The sequence below is a fragment of the Streptomyces sp. SID14436 genome (genome assembly GCF_010548465.1).
In the GTDB taxonomy this organism is placed as follows: Bacteria; Actinomycetota; Actinomycetes; order Streptomycetales; family Streptomycetaceae; genus Streptomyces.
Window position 1 is genome coordinate 1 of record NZ_JAAGMD010000824.1, and the last position, 550, is coordinate 550.

1 pseudogene is annotated in these 550 nt (G+C 78.4%); it reads right to left on the reverse strand.

Annotated features, from left to right (window positions below):
• A pseudogene (locus tag G3I53_RS30030) lies at positions 1-550 on the reverse strand (condensation protein); the annotation flags it as partial.

The following is a 550-nucleotide window of genomic DNA, read 5'->3' on the forward strand; positions in this document are numbered from 1 at the left end:
CCCCTCGCCGAAGTCCAGCGGGTAGGGGATCCGGCCGATGTTGCTGAGCAGGGTGGTCGACGTCCAGGGCGCCGCCGTGCGCCGCAGGGCCCGGGTGAGGACCGCCCGGCAGCCCACCGGGGCCCACGGCGCGGTGAGCAGGGCGGCGCCGTGCCCGAGCTGGGGCCGGGGCAGCGCCTTGAGGGCGCGGGTCCGGCGGGCGGTGCGGTGCAGCAGCTCGGGCAGCCGGTCCGGGTCGACCTCCTCGGGGGAGAAGGGGACCTCGACGAGCCGGGTGCCGTTGCCGATGGGCATGCCGGCGTCCCGGGGGCGGTCGTCCACCGGCATGGTGATGCGCAGCGGGCGGGGCCGGGCGCCGTGCTCGCGGTTCCAGTGCGCGAGGGTGAGCGCGGTCGCGGCCATCAGCTGGTCGTTGACCGTGTAGGGGACACCCTTGGGCCGGTGCGGCAGGGCCAGTTCGGTCACCAGCAGCCCGTTGCCGGGGGTCGACCCGGGCCGCCCGGCGGCCACCCGGGCGGGCGGCGCCCAGTGGGACGGGGTGTCGGGCGGC